16 protein-coding genes and 1 pseudogene are annotated in these 20,588 nt (G+C 51.9%); 13 read left to right on the forward strand and 4 right to left on the reverse strand.

Annotation, left to right across the window (positions count from 1 at the left end):
- Positions 1 to 49 precede the first annotated feature (49 nt).
- Together NST04_RS14010 and NST04_RS14015 are read right to left on the reverse strand one after the other, a co-directional pair.
- The gene (locus NST04_RS14010; protein WP_341184741.1) at positions 50 to 1,642 is read right to left on the reverse strand and encodes a response regulator transcription factor; all 1,593 of its coding nucleotides are present in this window, start codon (positions 1,640 to 1,642) and stop codon (positions 50 to 52) included.
- Complete coding sequence (locus NST04_RS14015; RefSeq protein ID WP_341184742.1) at positions 1,635 to 3,425, reverse strand: cache domain-containing sensor histidine kinase; 1,791 nt, start codon at positions 3,423 to 3,425, stop codon at positions 1,635 to 1,637. Before NST04_RS14015 ends, NST04_RS14010 begins: the two co-directional genes overlap by 8 nt.
- A 561-nt stretch (positions 3,426 to 3,986) precedes the next feature.
- Between NST04_RS14015 and NST04_RS14020 the strand changes: the two genes are divergently transcribed.
- The 10 genes and pseudogenes from NST04_RS14020 (at position 3,987) to NST04_RS14065 (ending at position 13,363) form a co-directional block, all read left to right on the forward strand.
- On the forward strand, positions 3,987 to 4,637 hold the full coding sequence (locus NST04_RS14020; protein WP_341184743.1) for a hypothetical protein: 651 nt from the start codon (positions 3,987 to 3,989) through the stop codon (positions 4,635 to 4,637).
- 152 nt (positions 4,638 to 4,789) lie between these two features.
- Positions 4,790 to 5,140 (forward strand): hypothetical protein, encoded by a 351-nt coding sequence (locus NST04_RS14025; protein ID WP_341184744.1) that lies wholly within the window; start codon positions 4,790 to 4,792, stop codon positions 5,138 to 5,140.
- Positions 5,137 to 6,057 carry a CdiA C-terminal domain-containing protein gene (locus tag NST04_RS14030; RefSeq protein ID WP_341184745.1) on the forward strand — a complete coding sequence of 307 codons (921 nt, stop codon included), beginning with the start codon at positions 5,137 to 5,139 and terminating at the stop codon, positions 6,055 to 6,057. The genes NST04_RS14025 and NST04_RS14030 overlap by 4 nt, the downstream gene beginning before the upstream one ends.
- Positions 6,058 to 6,064: 7 nt before the next feature.
- Positions 6,065 to 6,526 carry a hypothetical protein gene (locus NST04_RS14035; protein ID WP_341184746.1) on the forward strand — a complete coding sequence of 154 codons (462 nt, stop codon included), beginning with the start codon at positions 6,065 to 6,067 and terminating at the stop codon, positions 6,524 to 6,526.
- A gap of 274 nt (positions 6,527 to 6,800) precedes the next feature.
- Positions 6,801 to 6,902, forward strand: a pseudogene (locus NST04_RS14040) (DUF6985 domain-containing protein); the annotation flags it as partial.
- Positions 6,877 to 7,395, forward strand: coding sequence for a pentapeptide repeat-containing protein (locus tag NST04_RS14045; protein ID WP_341184747.1), 519 nt, complete (start codon positions 6,877 to 6,879; stop codon positions 7,393 to 7,395). The pseudogene NST04_RS14040 and the gene NST04_RS14045, both read left to right, overlap by 26 nt.
- Before the next feature lie 708 nt (positions 7,396 to 8,103).
- A complete protein-coding gene (locus tag NST04_RS14050; protein ID WP_341184748.1) occupies positions 8,104 to 9,933 on the forward strand; it encodes a cache domain-containing sensor histidine kinase in 1,830 nt (609 codons plus the stop codon).
- Entirely contained in the window at positions 9,930 to 10,766 is an 837-nt protein-coding gene (locus NST04_RS14055) for a response regulator transcription factor (RefSeq protein WP_341184749.1), read from the forward strand. The genes NST04_RS14050 and NST04_RS14055 overlap by 4 nt, the downstream gene beginning before the upstream one ends.
- 125 nt (positions 10,767 to 10,891) lie before the next feature.
- Complete coding sequence (locus NST04_RS14060; protein WP_341184750.1) at positions 10,892 to 12,193, forward strand: GntP family permease; 1,302 nt, start codon at positions 10,892 to 10,894, stop codon at positions 12,191 to 12,193.
- Positions 12,194 to 12,220: 27 nt separating this feature from the next.
- Positions 12,221 to 13,363, forward strand: coding sequence for a glycerate kinase family protein (locus NST04_RS14065; RefSeq protein WP_341184751.1), 1,143 nt, complete (start codon positions 12,221 to 12,223; stop codon positions 13,361 to 13,363).
- Positions 13,364 to 13,426: 63 nt separating this feature from the next.
- On the opposite strand, the gene NST04_RS14070 is transcribed toward NST04_RS14065, so the two are convergent.
- Both NST04_RS14070 and NST04_RS14075 read right to left on the reverse strand, forming a co-directional pair.
- Positions 13,427 to 14,455, reverse strand: coding sequence for a CdaR family transcriptional regulator (locus tag NST04_RS14070; protein ID WP_341184752.1), 1,029 nt, complete (start codon positions 14,453 to 14,455; stop codon positions 13,427 to 13,429).
- A gap of 307 nt (positions 14,456 to 14,762) precedes the next feature.
- Positions 14,763 to 15,677: a dihydrodipicolinate synthase family protein gene (locus NST04_RS14075; protein ID WP_341184753.1), complete on the reverse strand. Its 915-nt coding sequence runs from the start codon at positions 15,675 to 15,677 to the stop codon at positions 14,763 to 14,765.
- Between the two features lie 94 nt (positions 15,678 to 15,771).
- On the opposite strand from NST04_RS14075, the gene NST04_RS14080 reads away from it, so the two are divergent.
- The 3 genes from NST04_RS14080 (at position 15,772) to NST04_RS14090 (ending at position 20,140) form a co-directional block, all read left to right on the forward strand.
- Positions 15,772 to 16,530 carry an IclR family transcriptional regulator gene (locus tag NST04_RS14080; protein ID WP_341184754.1) on the forward strand — a complete coding sequence of 253 codons (759 nt, stop codon included), beginning with the start codon at positions 15,772 to 15,774 and terminating at the stop codon, positions 16,528 to 16,530.
- Between the two features lie 74 nt (positions 16,531 to 16,604).
- Entirely contained in the window at positions 16,605 to 18,560 is a 1,956-nt protein-coding gene (locus NST04_RS14085; protein ID WP_341184755.1) for a YjhG/YagF family D-xylonate dehydratase, read from the forward strand.
- On the forward strand, positions 18,557 to 20,140 hold the full coding sequence (locus tag NST04_RS14090) for a glycoside hydrolase family 43 protein (RefSeq protein ID WP_341184756.1): 1,584 nt from the start codon (positions 18,557 to 18,559) through the stop codon (positions 20,138 to 20,140). Before NST04_RS14085 ends, NST04_RS14090 begins: the two co-directional genes overlap by 4 nt.
- Positions 20,141 to 20,588 lie beyond the last annotated feature (448 nt).

Here is a 20,588-nt window from a genome sequence, read left to right on the forward strand (position 1 = left end):
CGTCAGTCCGGGAAACACCCGAAGATTTAAGTGTAAAAACAGGGGGAAATCAGTCTTTTTCGTAAGCGCTTTCTGAAAAGGCGTTCTCCGGCTCCTTTCTCCGGTAAGCGGAGGGAGAGATGCCTGCGATTTTTTTGAACTTCTCACGGAAATAATCGACATCGCTGAAGCCGACGCTGCTGGCTGCCTCATGGATTTTGCAGCCCTGGTCCAGCAGCTCCTTGGCCTTCTCAATGCGGATCGTATCCAGATAAGTGTTGAAGGAGCAGCCCATAGTGTTCTTGAACAGCTTGCCAAGATAGGCACTGCTATAGGTGAACACGTCGGCCAGCGTCTCCAGCTTCAGATTCTCGTCATAGTGCCGGTGAATCAGATCGACCATCCGCTTCATGAGGACATCCGTATCGTCGCGGATAATCCCGCCAGCGTATTCCTCCAGCAGACCTGTGATATAGCGCTGGAGCTGAGGGAGGGAGGTATGCCTGTAGATCTGCTGAATCTGCTCCTCCATCCGGCTCTGCGCAGTGCTAAGCTCCTTATAATGAACGGAGAGCTTCCCGGACATGGAGGTGACGGCCCGGACATAGTAGGATTTCACCGCCATCTCGGATAATCCCGCAGCAGCCATGAGGTCTCCTGCTTTCTGGATCAGGGCAGAGATTACGCTCAGATTGCCGGTATCCAGGGCGAAATACAGGCGGTCCATCACGGGAGCGAGCCTGTTCTCCGTATCCTGGGGGTTCGCAGGCAGCCCCTGCTTCAGCTTAAGGGAATCGGGGCCGATCATCCCCGGCTCATCATAGAAGAAGTGATCCTTCATCCGCGCCAGCGCCGACTGATGAGAGACCGGCAGCTCCCTCAGACTGTCCACCATATCCCCGGCGGTGATGATGCACTCCAGTCCCTCTGCGGCAGCTGCTTCACGTATCTGTTGGGCCATACGTTTACTCACCAGCTCCTTCTGGTAAGAGGGTTGCAGCAGCACTCCGAGATAAGAATCGAGCGCGAAAACGATGCCCCAGCGGTTATCCTCGAAGCTGGACGTCAGCCGGGACTTAACGCTGCTGGAAGGTCCGTTGTCCGCATGATCCTGCAGCAGGAGCCGGATCAGCACGATCTGGTAGGAATCCCAGAGCAGTCCAGCTTCCAGTGCCGACTCCATCAGCGCCGGGGCGGGATGCAGACTGCTCTCCATCAGCAGGGACTGAACCAGCATCTCCCGGCTCCAGACTTTTACAGCCTCATTATTCTTGCGGTGCGTCGTCCGCGCATTCAGTACGGCGGCCAGGCCGGTAAGATACAGCTGCAATTCCTCCTCATCGACCGGCTTAAGCAGGTAGTTATCGATATTGTAAGACATCGCACGCTTGGCATAACTGAAGTCAGCGTAGCCGCTCAATATAAGAATATGCAGCTCCTCGTGATCCTCCCGCAGCTCGCCGATCAGCTCCAGTCCGTCCTTCCCGGGCATACGGATATCCACGATCATCAGATCCGGGGAATACAGCTTCGCCTTATGCCGGGCTTCAACTGCATTGGCAGCTGTATCTACCACCCGGTAGCCGAGGCTCTCCCAATCCAGCAGCGTGGCAAGTCCTTCGCGGATAGACAATTCATCATCAACAATCAACACACTATACATAGGAATCACTCCTTAAAGGGATGGCGAAGCTGATCTGTGTGCCGTATCCGCTCTGGCTGGCCAGAACCAGGCCGCATTCCGGGCCATAGGTCAGCTTCAGCCGCAGATGGATGTTACGCATTCCGATACTGTGGGTCTCATAGTCATCGTTGTTGTCCAGCATCTGCCGCAGCTCTGCGAGCCGGGCCGGCGAGATTCCGGTTCCGTTATCGGAGACCTGAACCGTAAGGCTGCCCTCCTCCACCCGGATATCCACCCGGACCATTCCGCCGTCCATCCGGTCCTCCAGGCCGTGAATGACACAATTCTCCACCAGCGGCTGAATAATAAGCGGCGGAATCCTTAGGGTATTCGCTGCCGGATCTACATACAGCTCGTAGGCTAGCCGGTCATTGTAGCGGAATTTCTGGATAACCAGGTAGCAGTTCACGGTCTCCAGCTCACTTTGCAGGGTGATTCTGCCTCCGCCGACCTCCAGGTTCTTGCGCATCATCTTGCCCAGCAGCCGGACAACCTGCGCAATATCGGTCTGGCCGCGGGTATGGGCCTTCATCCGGATCGACTCCAGGGCATTGAACAGGAAATGGGGATTGATCTGGCTGGCCATCATTTTGAATTTGATCTCATTCTGCTTCAGCAGGATGGCATTCTTCTGTAGGTTGGACTCCTGCACCTCGCTCATCAGGTCGTTGACATTGCGGACCATGTGGTTGAACTGGCGGGCCAGCTGGCCGATCTCATCTTTGCCGTCAATCACAAGACGGGCTTCCAGATTCCCGGAAGCGACCTTGGAGATATGCTTGCTGAGATGCAGCATGCGCCCGGTGAGCAGGCGGGAGAAGTAGTAGATTAGGATGATTGCAAGAATTAGGGAGGAGATAATGACGGAAGTAGCCAGGGAAATAATCCGGTTGGGCTCACTCACAATACTTTCTACAGAGAAAATAGAGATGATCCGCAGACTGTTCAGGCTGCCCTCGGGATGCCAGTCGTCGATCAGCATTTTGAAGGACTGCCCGTCAATCGTGATGTCCGCAGGCCCATGCCCGGCAAGGGTGGACAGCGGCTCCAGGTTGATTTCGTGCAGCGACTTGCCGAGAGTACCCGCCCGGTTGGAGGCGACAATATTATCGTTCTCATCGACGATAAAGGTCTCGAAGGTCTCCTGCTTCAGGATGCTGCTGAGCTGATCCGAATTGACATTCACGACCAGCACGCCGGTTGTGCGCTGCTTGAGGAAGTCGACCTTGCGGATCAGGCTGAGATAATACTGGCCGTTCCGGCTGTCAGGAATGTAACTCCAGAACGCCAGTCCCTTCTGGGCGAGGGCGAGCTGGTACCACGGCTCCCGGGTAACCGCTTCGTCAGCCTGGAGGAATTCCCAGTTGTTAAGCACTGTCGGGTTATCGATATACAGCCGGATGCTGGAGACCTCTTTGTACAGACGGACGAAATCCCGGAAGTCGGGATAATCCCAGTAGGCCTGCACCACATCATAGACCGATTCGTACCGGTGATTCGCGGCCTCCTCCAGCCGGCTGTCATTGGACAAACGGTAGACGATATCCACCGGAACGTTCAGCATCTCGCTGGTCCGCTTTTTCACACGGTCGACATTCGCCGTAATCTGCTTCAGCGCATTATTCATCGCCATATTCCGCAATTCACTGGTCAGGAACACCCCCACAATAAGCACCGGAATCAGGACAACACTGCCGAAGGAGAGGAAGAGCTTGGTCCTGAGCTTCAGGTTGTTCATGAAGGTGATGATACGGGTATACACGAATGAAATCCCCTCCGTTAGCACATTTGTAATAACGCTTACAATAGAGTATAGCGCGAAAATGTCAGCCAATATATGTCATGAAAATATTTTTTTGATAAACTTTACGGCTCCGAATTCCGATGATAAAGGAATGTTTACATCAATATTGGATAAATATTGAATCGTTATGGGGAAATATCAAAATCAACTTAGCAGATTGAATAATGTATGCTGTTTTTCGCATACATTCAGGCCGGATTGCCTTGATGCTAGCAAATGTATGTTGTTTTCCGCATACATTTGGCCCGAGCGCCTGTGCGCTAGCAAATGTATGCTGTTTTTGGCATACATTCGGGCCGATTGCCTGTGCGTTAGCAAATGTATGCTGTTTTTCGCATACATTCGGGCCAGATTGCCTTGGTGCTAGCAAATGTATGCTGTTATTGGCATACATTCGGCCTGAGCGCCTGTTGCTGAGATTTAGAACTCCGTATTTTTACAAGGGTTGTAAATCTATGATTCAGTGAATTTGTATAACATAACTTACAATTAAGTAGTTTGTATGGCGGGAGGGTGAAGATGGCATCAACAAAGCTAGTATTTAACGAGGATGAAGTCAGGCGCCTGCAAAGGAAGATCAGCGAGGTGAGCCAGGACACCAACCGGATGTACCTTCAACTGAAGGGCCAGTCCAGTGGCTGGGGCGGTATTCCCATGGGTGATCATATGGTCAAGGCGCAGGTTCTGATCAATGAATTAACCGTAGAAGCGGAGAAATTAGAGGATATCATCCGGGTTGCCTTGAGAGGCGTAGCAGAGCTACAGGAAGAGAATAAGCGGCAGGCAGACAAGCTGACGGGGCAATTTAATCTTTTGCTCGCTGCTTTCGGAAGCTTGGGACTGCAATCAGCCGCTGGACGAGTCTCTATCCCTGAATTTGTGCAGCGAAGTGCGACGAATCTCATCACTTCGATTGCCGCTCTACCCAGAAAAGATGAACTCAGCAGAGACCCGGTGGTGCAGCAACTCAGGAATGTCATTCAAACCTCCGGCCTGCTGACCGTAGAAAGTATCGCTGCACAAAGTAAGCTGAACGATATCTTCGCGGCGCGCAATGAGATCGCCAAGGCTCAGATGGCCTTCAAGGTGTATCAGGCGTTCGGAAACCAGGCCCAGATGGAGGCTATTCATGCGAAGGCCGAAGAGGCCGGCAGAAGCTGGCTTCTCTAGGCGTAGCCAAGATCTACTATGAATCCGGTAAGGATCTAAGCGCCCATTATAAGCAACCAGCGGTTACCGCCTGTGAGTATGATCCGTCAATTACGGCGGAGAAGGTCCCCTTACTACATAACGAAGAATATTTACTGCTCCTGCGGCTGGCAATGGAGAAGACCGCCGCAGGAGTGTATGCGCGGAGTCAGCTTGCAGCGAAGCGGCAGGAGATTCAGCTTGCAGCGGCTGCCCGGCAGGCGCTGGAACAGATTGAAGCACAGCGGCGGTTGAACGGGCCGCCGCTCACGCTGCCGGACGGTACGCCAATTACCGCATACAACAAGGAAAATGAGACCACCTGGGACTTTTATCAGGCCAAAGTCTATGTGCCGAATGAATATCTCACCCCGATGTACACCAGTTATCTGGGGTGGCTGGAGGAGACATACGGGCTACGAAATGGGAGAGCAAGGTTCGCCAGTCGGGGGATGTGGTACTGGCTTTTACCGAAGGATTGGTGAAAGAGGTCGTCATGGGTGTAGCGGATACGGCAACCTTTGCCTTCAAGCTAGTTGTGGACCCGGTCAAAACCACCACAGAAATGAAGCAGCAAGCGCAATATCTGATTGACCACCCGGAAGTGCTGGTGGAAGCGGCCAAGATGGCGTATCATCAGTTTGACGAAGGCACCCCGGAAGAAAAGGCGAGAATGCTGGGCTCGGTCGCCGCCATCCTCGTCCCCGGATTCCAGGTCACCAAAGCAGGTAAAGTTGGGAAAGTGCTAGGCGAGGTAGAAGACGTCGTCAGCCAAGCGGCGAAGGATGCCCTGCAAGGGATTAAGCAGAGGCTCCCGAATCTGGGCCCGGTGGTACAGACGCCGGAAGGGTTTGTGTTCAAGATAGGAGAGATCCCCGATACTCCAGCCTTGCCGAAGACGCCGGTGCAGCAGCGGTATATGGATGGGTTGGAGGGTGGAACTGGGAAGGTTAAACTGACCGAGCCTTCTTTGCCGGCAGGCGGAAAACCTAAAGGGAATTACGGAGAAGGAGATTCTCATGGAATAAAGAAACAAAATGATACAGACAATTTCTTGGCTGATAGTGGCTATGACATTAAGATGTTAGATGAAATCGAGGGTGGAAATGGTCATGGTATTAAGGAAGGATCGAATCCAGATTTTCTAATTGAAGGTAAGGTGTTCGATTGCTATGCACCAAAACCAGAAGGACAGGTGAAAACTCTAATTAATGAAATAGCAAAAAAGACAAAGGAACAGTCTGCAAGAATTGTTTTGAACTTAGACAACTTTCCAAATGAAAAAGTTACCGAGATTATCAATACATTATTAAGGAAGGCAAATCCGAATGGAGATTTAAAAAGACTAGAAGAATTAATTCTAGTGAAGGATGGAAAGATTATAAGAGTATTTGGAGGTTAGAAGTGAAATGGATTGTACTTTATTCTTAGTCTCAAATTTGGATCAGGAAATACTGAAAAAAACAATTTATGACATTATGTGCAGTGGAGTTGGAGATAAAGTAACTAGTTACGATAATTTTTCTACTCTTAGCTGTAAATACTTCACTCTTTTTATTGAAACAGAGGATATTATTGGTGTTGATGATGTAAGAGAAGAGTATCGTTTGGGAATAAATGCTGAAATCAGGATTCAATTATTTGGAAAATCATTCGAGGAAGGATTAGATATTTTATTTCGAATCTTCGGAAATATTTTGATGGCCTTTAACCCTGATATGGTGTTTGTGGAAAATGGTACAGATCAATTATTTAGGAAAGAGAATGATAATTTAATCATAAATACAAATTTGGATCAATACCAGAAAAAGTATCTTACAACCGAGTTAATTAACCATCTTAGAACTCCATATTTTTTTAAGGAATTGTAGATCTATGAATTTGTGAACATAACTTACAGTTAAGTAGGGTGTAGGGCGGGAAGGGGGAAGATGGCATCAATAAAGCTAGTATTTAACGAAGATGAAGTCAGGCGCCTGCTATCGAAGATCGGCCAAGTGAGTCAGGACACCAATACAAGCTCCCTGTATATGACGGAATGAGCACGGCTAACGGTGGAAAAGGAAATTTCACTGATCAATGGGAAGAATACAAAAATCCTAAAACTATTTATGATTCTAAAGTTTATTCTGAAGTTTATGGGCTTTAAAGTCAATTGTTGTTCCATATGCAGGTATTTATGAAGGTCGCGATATGGGAGTACTATTTCAATGTACGTGGGATGTGGAAAATGGAAGGGAATCTTAATAGGAAGTTTGATTTGCATAAAAAGTGGGTTGAGACAATAGGTAAAGAAGGCGAAATGTTAAAGTTAGATGAAGTGGACTTAAGGAGTATTGATTTATCCGATATATTGCTTGAACAAGCATATTTGATTGATTGTACTTTTGATGATCTCAGACTGGAAAATATTGATTTTCACACATCATTATTAGCCTCGTCAACATTTAAAAATGCATATTTAGATAAATGTGATTTTTATAAATCAGATCTTAGATATACGGATTTTACCAACTGCGTCATTAAAAACAGTAGATTTAGTAAAGGTGATTGTTGGGAAGCAATATTTAAAAATGCATGTTTACTAGATTGTAATTTGATTAATGTATCGTTTTACTTAACGGATTTTAGTGGGGCAAGACTAGAAAATATAGATATAAGTGTAGCGACATTTGAAGAAACATTATTAAGCGGAGTGACTTTAAAAAATATTAAAGGTTATAGAAGAAGCTCATATTAAAAGCATTAATATTGGTACGTTGGAGAAGCCGATTTTGTTGAAATCAGATGAAGCAAAGAAATGGATGTTAGAAAAATGTGCCAGTCACATATGAAGTTTTACTAACCTAAATATCCCTATTCCGATACATCAAACAGGTCATTATGGTCAGATGCTACCATGATTGACCTGTTTTTTAGCTACATGCACACTACTCTATCTACTAAGAATTGAACTTCAGTTGTGCCTTTGTTAGATCAAATAAAAGACATCCGGAAATTCATCTTCAGATTAGATGGAGATACTGCTTGTCAGGTTATAAACTTAATTGCGGTCTATGTACATTGAAGTTATATATGTAAATAGTATTGAAGATTTCTCGGAATTTCCATTTGAAAAGCTTAGGATCTCTTATAAAGAAGCCGAACTCATGTGAATTATTGTTTATGTGATTTTGCAAAATCCCCACAAGTCAACCACGGCCATTCAGCCATAGTTGGATTTTTTTGTCCCCTTCCTGATCTTAAAAAGCCCAACCTCATTCCCTCCCTATACGCAATATACCTAAAATCCTGCAACCCTGACTGAACTTTAAAGCCTTATGATGAGGTAACTAATGAAATATAATAATGATATTAGAACAGTTGGAGGAAAAGAGGGCAGGAGATGGCCAGCATCAGGAGCTCGGCAGGGAAGTGGAAAAGGTGGTTTGCTGATTTATCCATTCATATGAAGTTGATCGGGGCGTATATCGTCATTATTCTGGTCCCGGTCATTGTGATCTCCAACTATTTGTTTGCTGGTTTCTATCAGGATACCGTCAATGACATTATTAAGGAGAACCGCTATCAGCTCAAGAACGAGAGACAAGAGATCATGAGCAAGATTGAAGTAATGGAAAAGTCATTCTTTATGCTCATTTCAGACAGGAGTCTGGGGGAGTATGTGACCGCTGAAGTGGAGCCCGGAGTGAATGAGATTAAGCAATTTCAGGACTATTCGTTAAATTACTTACAGAGCGTGTTGTTTAATAATCCCAATATTGCGAGTGTCCGTTTCTTCGTCAACAATCCGCGGGTCAGTGAGCTATGGCCGATTATTTATCAGGAAGAACGGATTAAAGACAGCCCCATGTACACGAAATTGATGAATCAGAAGGATAATGCCTTATGGGAGATCCAGCCAGAGGATTCTATATTCGAGAATAGCAGTACAATGGTGGACGAACGGTCAAGCTCCATGGTCGCCTTGGCGGTCAGACTTAACCTGCCCAACCAGCAACATATTGGCATTGTCAAAGTTGAAATGCGGATTGAGGATCTTTTTGACAAGGCGTATAACAACAGCGGGGAACGCGATTCAAGGTTCTTCATTATAGATCAGCAAAGCAAATTGTACACCAACAGTATGGAGCCGCTCCCAGGTTTGAATCAAGCTCAAATCTTGAAGGCTGCCGTTAAGGTTAAGCAGGAAGGTGAGGCATCCTTGCAATTTTCAGCAGGGGGTGAAGATTTCCTGTATCTCCTTGAACCCATCGACCGCTTACATGTGGATCTGGTTAACGTCATCTCTCTGCACGGCACCTATTCTACATTCGTCAGCACCAGAAATAAGGTCATTCTGCTCATCATCCTGCTGTTGGTTGTACTTGCGGTCGTCACTTACTGGATTCAATCTATTGTTCTGAAAAAGCTGCATGTCTTACGGGAGTCGATGCACAAGGTCCGCAACGGTGACTTCCATGTAGAGATCGATGTGCAGGGTGGTGATGAGATCGGTGAGCTGGCTCGCCACTTCAGGGAGATGCTAGGCACCATTAATGGCTTGATTGCGGAAGCTGTACAGCGCAGCGCTGCCACTAAAGAAGCGGAGCTTCAGGCCTTGCGTAATCAGATCGATGCTCATTTCCTGTACAACACGCTGGAGAATTTGAAGATGCTCGCTGAGGTTGAAGGCCAATACACTGTATCGGATGCACTCACTTCTCTTGGCAGCATTATGCGTTACAATCTCAGATGGACTGGCGATACCGTGCAGCTGGCAGACGAGTTGAAGCATATTCAGCATTACATATCGATCATGAACATCCGTTACGATGAGAAGCTTAAGGTTCAGATTCATGCAGAAGACAGATTCCATGCTCATGAATTATTGAAAATGTCGCTGCAGCCCATCGTTGAGAATGCGGTGAAGCACGGGATGTATTCCTCTCTGATGAGGGGAGGCGGGCTGATAATCAATGTGCATGCGTATGCGGATGATCATTTCTTTTACATAGACGTAACTGACAACGGGATCGGAATTCCAGTGGATGGCCTACAGCAGTTGAATCACAAGTTGATTATGAGTGACGAAGAATTCAATCAATTAACACAAGAGACTGCCGAGTATAGCACAGGACATAACGGGATCGGCTTGCGTAATGTAAATCAGCGCATCCGGCTGCATTATGGGGAGGATTATGGAATTTGCGTAGAGAGCAGGCAGAGAAGTTATACCACAGTGAGGGTTAAGCTGCCTTTGTTGACACCGGTTAGAGGAGGAATGCAGAGCCTATGAGACAGCTGCTGATTGTAGATGATGAGAAGAATATCCGGTGCGGGCTCCGGGCCATGATTGAGCGGGAGGTTGCTGGGCGCTATGATATCCACTTGGCTTGTGACGCCTTTGAGGCTCTGGACATGATCGCGTCAATGAAAATAGAAATTCTGATTACGGACATTCGTATGCCCGAGCTGGATGGCATTGGCTTAATTAAGAAGCTTCAGGAGCTCAGTCCCAGACCGGCGATTGTAATTGTGAGCGGGTACGATGATTTCTCGTATGCCAGAGCTGCTATCCGCTATGAAGTGAATGAGTATCTGCTCAAGCCGGTCATTCGTGAGGAATTAGCTGAAGTGCTGGAGCGGATTGAAGAGGAGCTTAACGTTTCTGCAAGCAATCTTCACCTCGGTATGGAAGAGCGTCATACGGCCTGTGAGCAAGCGGAGGTTACAGTGGAAGATTCATTTCTGCCACCTGCTTCAGGTATCATACCCGTACAGAAAGAGAACGAGGGAATAGAACGTGCCCTGCAATACATCCACGACAATTATTCGAATAACATCAATATGATGATGGTTTCAAGCAAAGTGTCTTTTAACTACTCCTATTTCAGCCAAGCTTTCCGGGACTACACCGGAGAGAATTTTGTAAGCTATCTGAAGCGGCTGCGGATCAATAAGGCGAAGGAGCTGCTGCGGGATACGGAGGATAGAATCTATGAAATAGCCGGTAGGTCAGGCTTCGGGAACACCAAGAATTTTAATAGAGTATTCAGAGAAAGCGAAGGCGTAAGCCCGCTGGAGTACCGGAATCAGCAAAAGCTGTTAACTACAATCTTGGAGCAATGATCCGTATCACCCCTAATCCGTTGGTCACTTGCACAATGCATTTCGTCCGTTCATCAATATTCTTTTCCTCCCCTGAGACCTTATAATGAGAGCGTGTTCAACAAGTTGTTAGGGGGAACTTTGAAATGGAAGGATTAATCATTGGTTGGTATGGAGCGCTCGCAGGACTGGCAATTGCCATTATTCTGATTCTTAGAAAATTAAATCCGGTCTACGCTCTGTTCCTGGGTGCCATTGTAGGGGCGCTGATCGGCGGAGCCAATCTCGAACAGACTGTTAGTGTTCTTGTAAGCGGTACACAAAGTGTAATGGGCACGGTGCTGCGGGTGCTGGCCGCCGGTGTGCTGGCTGGTGTGATGATGGAGTCGGGTGCGGCAGAAGCCATAGCCCAGGCTATTGTCCGAAAGTTCGGCGGAAGCAAGGCCATTCTGGCCCTCGCGCTCGCCACGATGGTCATTACGGCAATGGGCGTATTCATCCCGGTAGCGGTGCTGATTGTGGCTCCAATTGCTTTATCTGTAGGCAACAAAATGGAAATCTCGAAGCTGGCGCTGCTGCTGGCCTTGTCGGGCGGGGGGAAGGCCGGTAATATTATCTCACCGAATCCGAATACGATTGCTGCTGCGCGCGGCTTTGATCTTGATCTTAGCAATGTCATGCTGGCAGGTGTAATCCCGGCAATCTGCGGATTAATTGTAACCGTTATCTTAGCAACTTTGCTGAAGAAAAAAGGTGTCATGGTTACCCCGGCGGAAGCTGCGAACGGGACGGACAATGCGAATACGGCCGCTTACCCGCCGCTCAGCAGAGCTATTGTGGCTCCGCTTGTGGCCATCGTTCTGCTCATGATTAATCCAATCGGCTCCATCTCCGGGATCGAAGCGTTGACCAAGCTTAAGGTGGATGCGCTATACATTCTGCCGCTGGCGGGGATTATCGGGATGCTGGCGATGGGACAAGGCAACAAGGTGCTGCAATATACATCTTCCGGCCTTAGCAAAATGACCGCAACCGTCCTGATTCTAATCGGGGCAGGCGGCATCGCCGGTCTGATCTCCGCTTCCGATCTGTCCGCCCAGGTGGTGCATCTGATTGAGCTGTCCGGGATTTCCGGGACGTTCCTGGCACCGATCTCCGGGATACTGATGGCTGCGGCTACCGCATCAACATCCACAGGTGTTATTGTCGCTACCGGCTCCTTCGGGCAGGCCATCCTGAATATGGGCACGGCTCCCCTGGCTGCGGCTGTGATGGTTCATACCGGAGCTACAGTCATCGACTCGCTGCCGCAGGGCACTTACTTCCATGTGACGGCGGACAGCATGAAAATGTCGATCAAGCAGCGTATGGGGCTCATCCCGTATGAGGCCATAGTGGGCGGCACGATGACGATTGTGGCTACGCTGGTTTACGGATTTTTACTCTAAGATCAATAATATAGATGAGGTGTGGAAATGAGAGAGAGAACCTTTGTGCTGGCGCCGGATTCCTTCAAGGAGAGCATGACCGCGAAAGAAGTATGTACAGCGATGGAGACCGGGCTCCGCAAGATATACCCAGAAGCAACCTATATCCATGTTCCGATGGCTGACGGCGGGGAGGGAACCGTACAGTCCCTTGTCGATGCTTCCGGCGGAGAGATTCATTATTTAGAAGTTACAGGCCCGCTGGGACAGCCGGTGATGGCGCAATTCGGCATTCTAGGTGACGGCCGGACAGCGGCCATCGAGATGGCTTCGGCCAGCGGCATTCAACTGGTGGACAAAGCTGAGCGCAATCCGCTGATCACCACAACTTACGGGACGGGCGAGCTGATTCTGGAATGTTTGAACCGGGGTATCCGCAAAATCATCATCGGCATCGGCGGAAGTGCCACCAATGACGGCGGGGCCGGAATGGCCGAAGCGCTCGGCGCCCGATTCCTGGATGAAGCGGGGGATTTACTTCCGCGCGGCGGCGGCAGCCTGGGACGGCTGGTTAGTGTAGATGTTAGCGGGCTTGATGCGAGACTGCAGCAGGTTCAGCTCATCGTTGCCTGCGATGTGACCAATCCGCTCTGCGGGGAGCAGGGGGCTTCAGCCGTATTCGGTCCGCAAAAAGGGGCCACCCCCGATATGGTGCAGCAGCTTGATGCCAACCTGGCCCATTATGCGGCGGTTGTGAAGCAGCAGCTTCACAAGGATGTACGCGACCTTCCCGGAGCCGGAGCAGCGGGGGGACTGGGCGCGGGTCTGATGATCTTCACACAGGCCACGCTGCAGAAGGGAATCGAGATTGTGATTGAATACACAGGGCTTCAGCAGAATCTGGAGCACGCGGACTTCGTCTTCACGGGTGAAGGCGGGATTGACTTCCAGACCAAGTTCGGCAAAACGCCGTACGGCGTAGCCCGCACCGCCAAGGCCAGCGGCAAAAAAGTCATCGCCCTGGCCGGTTACATCGGCGAGGGAATCGAGACGCTCTACGCCGAAGGAATCGATGCCGTCTTCGGCATCGTTCCCGGCGCTTCGAGCCTGGAGAAGCTGCTGGCTGACGGCCCCGCCAATGTCGAGCGGACCTGTGAGAACATCGCCAGGCTGCTGAAGCTGGCTGAATAGCTATCTGCCATAGAGATAGCCCCGGGGATACGGTTCCCCGGGGCTATTTTTGTATAGCAACCGTTACTTGTACAATGCCAGCAGCTCATGTGTAAGCTCGAAGAGCTGCAGCAGGTTCCTCGGGTCCTTGCCGGTGATGCTCTCGATCCGCTTCAGGCGGTATTGCAGCGTGTTGCGGTGGATGTTCAGCTGCTCAGCCGTCTGCGAGACGCTGCAATTGTGGTTGATGAAGCTGCGGAGCGTCTCCAGCAGATCGGCGGTATCCTCCAGCTTGATTGTAGTGCCGGGTTTGTCTGACAGGCTCGACTGGCTGAGCTTCACCAGGAATTCCGCATCTTCGTAGCGGATTGATTGCGCAGCAGGACGGAGTGCCAGAAGAACGCCGAGGGCAGCTTTGGCCTGGCGGTAGCCCTCTGCGATACTGGCCTCCAGCCGGCCCGAAGCCAGCAGAAGCTGCGGCTGGCTATGCAGCAGTTCGGCAATTAGCCGGCTGCAATCCGGCCGGTTCTGGACCAGGATTACCCATGTATCCCCGTCGAGCTGGAAGGACGGATGCAGGAACAGCAGCTTCGCCTCATCCAGCTCCGGCCGCACATGCTTGAGATACAGCACGGTGGTCTTCTGCAGAAGGTCGATCTGATAGGCCGCGGCTTCTTTTCGCAGCTTCTGGGAGTACGCTCCCTGATGATCAAGAAGCATCTCCAGCAGAGCCTTCTTGCGGCTGGCTTCGCTGGCCAGATGCTCCAGCGTGTTTCTTTGTTCAATGAGCAGCGATACCGTGGTCCTCACGATATTGCAGAAAGGCCGGACTTCTTCCGGGCTGCCGGAGATTCCGATTACACCTACGCGGGTATTGCCGATGACAATCGGTTCGTTGGTGCCCTTTTTCTCATATCGCCCGTCCTCCATGACTTCGACCCTGTGCCCGGTGGACAGCGCCTCGACAGCCCCCTGATGAACGGTGCCGACCCTTGCCTTATGCCCGCTGCCGATAATGATCCCCTGATCGTTCATGATGTTGATGTTATAGGGGATGTCCATCATCATCTTGTCGACAATCTCCTGCGCCTGCTTCTCCGATAACTGAAACAACCGGAACTCCCTCCTCGTCTTGAGCGGGTAACCGCCCCTATTTTGCCTCTCAATCACTCATTGTGCATCTGAACAAAATTATAGACCAACCTTCACAACGAAGAAAGGAGGAACCTCACTGAGAGTCATGCAAAGAACCATATGCGGCATCTTAAAAGAAACCGTGCAAGAAGCTGTGCAAGAGGCTGTAATAGGAACAGTACAAAGTACCGCCCTGCACCAAAAAAGCCAGCCCATCATGGGCTGACCTTCAAAGATGAGCTGACCTTGAAAATAAGAATGGATGAGTCCGCGCTATAAATTTCGCTTACCCTTGGGCAATACCCGCCCGGCTGAAAATCTGCTTCAGCCTATCCTCATGCTCCGCACTCCACACCCCAGGCGAAGCCAGACTGTGTGTCGATACCGGCAGGCCGGACAGACGGACGGCTTCTTTAATAGAAGCAACGAACGGATCATCGATGGCATACAGCGCCGGAATCTCAATCAGACGCTTCTGGAAGGCGAGCACTCCGGCCAAGTCTCCCTTTTGGAAGCTGTCGTACACACCCAGCATGAGCTCTGGCGCGAAGTTGGCGCTGGCAGCAATTGCCCCGTCTCCACCCGCAGCCAGCGTAGGCAGCAGGTATTCATCGAACCCGCAGAAGACGGAGAAGTCCGGACTGACCGCCTTAACCTGCATGATCATCTGGCGGATATGGCTAAGCTGGTCCACGGTATCCTTGATGCCCAGTACATTCGGATAATGTGCGGCCAGGCGGGCAACGAAGGCCGGACTGAGGTCCTGGCCGGTCATAGCCGGGAAGTTGTACAGCATGAGCGGCACATCGACGGCTTCCAGCACAGCGGCAAAATGCGCGAACAGAGCCTCTTCGCTCAGCTTGTAGTAATACGGATTCATGATAACGATGCCGGTAGCTCCATGCTCAGCAGCATGGCGGGACAACCGCAGGGTCTCAGCGACCGTGTTGCTGCCGGTGCCGATCCAGGCCGGGATGCGGCTATTCGTATACTCCAGGCATGCTTCTGCAATCTCTTCGCGCTGCTCTGCGGTGAACAGGGTGAATTCTCCGGCGGTTCCTAAGAACAACATTCCGTGAACCCCCTGCTCAATCAATCGGTCGATCAGCAGCTTCATACCGGCACGGTCGAACTTCCCCGCAGAATCCAGAATTGTCGGAACGGGAGGAAAGACACCTGCGTTGGGGCGGCTAAGTTTCATTTTATTTTTGCCTCCTGGTTTGTTATTATAAACATAAGATTATTATAGTGAACTGATTAAGCTTAAGCAACGCATTTATGAGAGGGGATAGAGTGTGGAGCAGAAATACTGGGTTCCGGCATTGGAACGGGCGGATCTGATTCTTAAGGCCATCTCAAGACAGACCGGAGCGCTCAAAATGACAGATCTCTGCGAGGAGACCGGCATTAACAAAAGCTCGATGTTCTCGCTGCTGCGCACAATGGAGACTCTGGGGTGGGTGGTGAAGGATGCGGGCGAGAGGTATGTGCTTGGTTCCGGGATCTCCTACTATAATACCGTCTACAATGATTCTCTTAAGCAGAATCTGAATCTGGTAGAGCGGTTCCTGACAGAATCGTCGCAGAGTGTCGGGGTGGTGGGGGAGACCTTTCAGCTGTCGGTGCTGGACCGTGATGAGATTATTTACCTGGCCAAGCAGGAGGGGCAGTCCCTGGTAAGGCTGGAGTCCAGCCCCGGGATGCGGTTTCCGGCACATGCGACGGCGATGGGCAAGATGATGCTGGCGCTACTGCCGGAGGGAGAGCTGGAACGGCGTTATCCGGGTAAAATGCTGCCTGTGGTCACTGCCCGCACGCTCACAGACTGGTCTAAGTTCACAGCAGCTCTGGCAGCGATCCGTAAGACCGGCTACGCGCTGGATCAGGAGGAGATTATCCAAGGTATCAGCTGTGTGGCAGCGCCGGTACTGGATGCCGCAGGCAAGGCGGTTGCCGCTGTCAGCACTTCGATGCTTCAGCATGCCTTCACCGCGAAGCAGGAAGAAGCGATCCGGGAGGTGACCCTACTTGCAGGAAAGCTCTCGTTGTCTTAGCTTAGGCATCAGGGCAAGTTCAATCATACTGAGGGAGAGAAGGGGTTACTGTGAAACTGAGTGTGCAAGAGTTAATGAAGGAAGACATCATTGAGAATGAACCTGTACATACCGCTGCGGAGGGACCGGCGGGCCAGTTGCCGATTACCGGGGAGGTGCTGCGGAATGCGCCGAGCGGAGAGATTTTTGGCATGACCCAGAACGCCGGGATGGGCTGGAATCCGCTGCTGCTGAACCGGCCCCAATACCTAATACTAGGAACGATGGGCGGCATCCGGCGCGAGGACGGCACTCCGCTGGCGCTCGGCTATCATACCGGTCACTGGGAGATTGGCGTCATGATGGAGGAGATTGCGGAGGAGCTTACCGCGAATGAGGGGATTCCGTTCGCCGGATATGTCAGCGATCCCTGTGACGGCCGTTCCCAGGGAACCACAGGCATGTTCGATTCCCTGCCTTACCGTAATGATGCGGCCATCGTGCTCCGGCGGCTGATTCGTTCACTCCCTACCCGTAAGGGTGTGCTTGGCGTTGCTACCTGCGACAAAGGCCTGCCCGCTATGCTATTGGCCCTTGCCGGGATGCACAAGCTGCCGGGAGTTATTGTGCCCGGTGGCGTAACTCTGCCGCCGGTGGAAGGAGAAGACGCGGGTAAGGTACAGAGCATCGGGGCACGGTACAGCAACGGAGAGCTGTCCCTCGAAGAAGCTGCGGATCTCGGCTGCCGGGCCTGTGCGACGCCGGGCGGCGGCTGTCAGTTCCTCGGCACCGCCGCGACTGCCCAGGTGATTGCCGAGGCGCTGGGCATGGCCCTGCCGCACTCGGCCCTGTCGCCTTCGGGGCAGCCGATCTGGAAGAACATCGGCCGCCAGTCGGCCCGGGCCCTTCAGCATCTGGATCAGCACGGAATTGTTATGAGCGACATTCTTACGGATAAGTCGATACAAAACGCGATGGTGCTGCACGCTGCCTTCGGCGGCTCAACGAATCTGCTGCTGCATCTGCCGGCCATTGCCCATGCCGCCGGGCTGAAGGTTCCGACCGTTGAGGACTGGAACCGGGTAAACCGGATGGTCCCGCGCCTCGTCAGCGTGCTGCCGAATGGTCCCGTGCCGCATCCGACCATCCGGGTGTTTCTGGCAGGTGGTGTTCCTGAGGTCATGCTGCATCTGCGCAAGCTGGGACTGATTGACGAGTCCGTGCTGACGGTGACCGGGCGGACTCTGGGCGAGAATCTGGACTGGTGGGAGAGCTCGCAGCGGCGGACTGATCTGCGGCAGCGGTTACTGGAAGCGGACGGTGTGGACCCGGATACTGTCATCATGAGCCCGGAAGAGGCCAAGCGCCAGGGCATGGCGTCTACTATGACGTTCCCTATCGGCAATCTTTGCCCCGAAGGTGCAGTTATCAAATCGGCAGCCATTGATCCTGCCGTTCTGGACAGCGAGGGCGTCTATCGCCATACCGGGCGAGTGAAGGTGTTCACCACAGAGAGAGCCGCCATCCGCAGCATCAAGCTGGGTATGGTTCAAGCGGGGGATATTCTGGCCGTCATCGGCCGTGGACCGAGCGGAACCGGGATGGAGGAGACTTACCAGCTCACCTCGGCGCTCAAGCATCTGCCTTACGGCAAATATGTCACGCTGATCACGGATGCCCGCTTCTCCGGCGTCTCCACAGGTGCCTGCATCGGCCATATGGGGCCGGAAGCACTGGCGGGTGGCCCGCTTGGCAAGCTTCGTGATAATGACTGGGTGGAGGTGCGGATTGATACTGTGAATCTGGAAGGAAGCGTGAATCTGGTCGGTGAGGGGGATGAGCCGCTGACCAAGGATGCGGGGACGCTGATTCTGGCTTCGCGGACACCTCATCCGGGCCTGGCGGTTGACCCGGGCCTGCCGGAGGATACCCGGCTGTGGGCTGCGCTTCAAGCAGCCAGCGGCGGAACCTGGAAGGGCTGTATCTACGACACTGACAAAATCATTGCCTTACTGGAAGCAGGACGGCAAGCATTGGAGGAGAAACTATGAGCCGAAATCTGATTCATAATCCCATTCTGCGCGGATTTCATCCCGACCCGTCGATCTGCCGGGCAGGGGATGACTATTACATCGCCACCTCTACCTTCGAGTGGTTCCCCGGCGTGCGGATTCATCATTCGCGCGATCTGGTGAACTGGCGGCCGCTGACCTATGCGCTGACCCGCAGCTCGCAGCTTAATATGGAGGGGGACCCCGATTCCGGCGGCATCTGGGCACCTTGCCTTACGTACGACAATGGACTCTTTTATCTGATCTATACCGACGTCAAAAGCCGCCAAGGTGCCTTCAAGGATACACCTAACTATCTGGTGACTGCGGAGAATATCGAAGGCCCCTGGTCTGAGCCTGTGTACCTGAATAGCAGCGGCTTCGACCCTTCGCTGTTCCATGACGAGGACGGGCGCAAATGGCTTGTTAATATGCTGTGGGATCACCGCACCGGCCGTAACAGCTTCGCCGGGATTGTGCTCCAGGAATATTCGGCGGAAGAGCAGCGCCTGGTTGGACCGGTTACTCCGATCTATAAAGGAACGGAGCTGGCGCTGACTGAAGGCCCGCACCTATACCGCAAGGACGGCTGGTATTATCTGATTACGGCTGAGGGCGGTACGCAGTATGATCATGCGGTGACCGTAGCCCGCGCAAAGCAGATTGAAGGTCCTTACGAGACCGCGCCTATTAATCCGCTGCTGACCTCTGCAGGCAACCCCGAGCTTACGCTGCAAAAAGCAGGCCATGCCAGCCTGGTCGAGACGCAGACAGGTGAATGGTACATGGTCCATCTATGCGGCCGTCCGGTCAAGGACAAGTACTGCAACCTGGGCCGGGAGACGGCAATTCAGCGCGCCACATTTACTGAAGACGGCTGGCTGGCCCTGTCTGGTGGAGGGAATGCTCCGTCGCTGACGGTGGAAGGCCCGGATCTTCCGGCGCATCCTTTTGCGTCAGCCGCTCCGCGTGATGATTTCGATGCTCCGCAGCTGGATGTCCGCTGGAGCACCCTGCGGGTACCTGCGGATGAGTCCTGGCTCTCGCTTCAGGAACGTCCGGGATACCTGCGCCTGCGTGGCAAGGAATCGATGAGCTCCATGCACCGTCAGAGCCTGGTCGCCCTGCGCCAGCAAGCCTTCCGGTGCAGCGCTGAGACCTCGGTGGACTTCGAACCGGAGCATTTCCAGCAGATGGCCGGCCTGATTGTCTATTACGATACGAAGGATTACCTCTATCTGCGGATCACGCACGATGAAGTCCTCGGCCGAACACTGGGACTCATCCGCTCCAAGGACGGGGTCTATGAAGACACCCTGACGCCCGAGGTTCCGCTGCCTGCCGGAGGAAGTGTAGCACTCAAGGTCGTCATCGACGGCGAGTTTGCCCAGTTCTATTACAAGGCTGGCGAATCCTCCTGGGAGATGATCGGCCCTGCCTTAGAAATCTATCATTTGTCAGATGATTTCCCGGCCTACATCCGGTTTACCGGCACCTTCATCGGCATGTGCGCCCAGGACCTCAGCGGAACGCTGCATCCGGCGGATTTTGATTACTTTGAGTATCTGGAGCAGGAGTAGTATCAGCTTATAGCTGGAGCATCGAAAATGATGCTTCAATGAAGCTAAGGCTACAAGGGAAACTAAGGGAATGAACAATTGAAGGGGATAAATCCCTTTCAATTCGCCAAAAGTGGGCGGGAGGAGTAAATGAAAGGGATAAATCCCTTTGAATCCGCCAAAAATGGGCGGGAGGAGTAAATGAAAGGGATAAATCCCTTTGAATTCGCCAAAAGTAGGCGGCAGGAGTAAATGAAAGGGATAAATCCCACTGATTTATCCAGATGCGCGCCCACTAAGCAAATGAAGAGCACAAGTGCTCCTGAATCCCGGGAAAGTTGGCTAAACGAGCAAATGAAGAGCACAAGTGCTCCTGAATTCGCCGCCACCACGGGCCAACTCCGCAGTCTAATGTGATTGGTGCCGCAGACTGGTTTATACGCTATCTTCCCCGCCACCGGCCATACTT

The sequence above is a fragment of the Paenibacillus sp. FSL H7-0756 genome (assembly GCF_038006765.1).
GTDB lineage: Bacteria > Bacillota > Bacilli > Paenibacillales > Paenibacillaceae > Paenibacillus_AQ.